At 69.6% G+C, this 335-nt stretch carries 1 protein-coding gene; it reads right to left on the bottom strand.

All coding sequences use genetic code 11. From position 1 onward, the window contains the following. On the bottom strand, window positions 1-335 hold a 335-nt coding region (locus tag AOBCEHNH_RS07020), incomplete at both ends, for a carbohydrate-binding protein (RefSeq protein WP_193221215.1).

The following is a 335-nucleotide window of genomic DNA, read 5'->3' as shown; positions in this document are numbered from 1 at the left end:
GCCCTCGACCTTGTAGTCGCCGGGGATGAGGTTCTTGTCGGAGTCGCCGGTCCACTTCCAGCCGGCGAGGACCTTGCCCGCGGGCAGCTCGACGGCGCCGTCGGCGAAGGAGCGGAACTGGGCGAAGTCGGTCCCGGACGGGAGCGCCGCGGTGGAGACGACCTTGCCGCCGACGTAGAAGTTCACGGTCGTGAACTCGACGGGCTTGGCGGCGTCGGCGAAGACGGCCTCGACGTTCGCGGACTCGCCCTCGACCTTGTAGTCGCCGGGGATGAGGTTCTTGTCGGAGTCGCCGGTCCACTTCCAGCCGGCGAGGACCTTGCCCGCGGGCAGCT

This window comes from Collinsella intestinalis (assembly GCF_902501455.1).
Classification (GTDB): domain Bacteria; phylum Actinomycetota; class Coriobacteriia; order Coriobacteriales; family Coriobacteriaceae; genus Collinsella; species Collinsella intestinalis.
The sequence above is the reverse complement of the archived record's forward strand: the minus strand, read 5'-3'. Positions and strand labels throughout refer to the sequence as shown.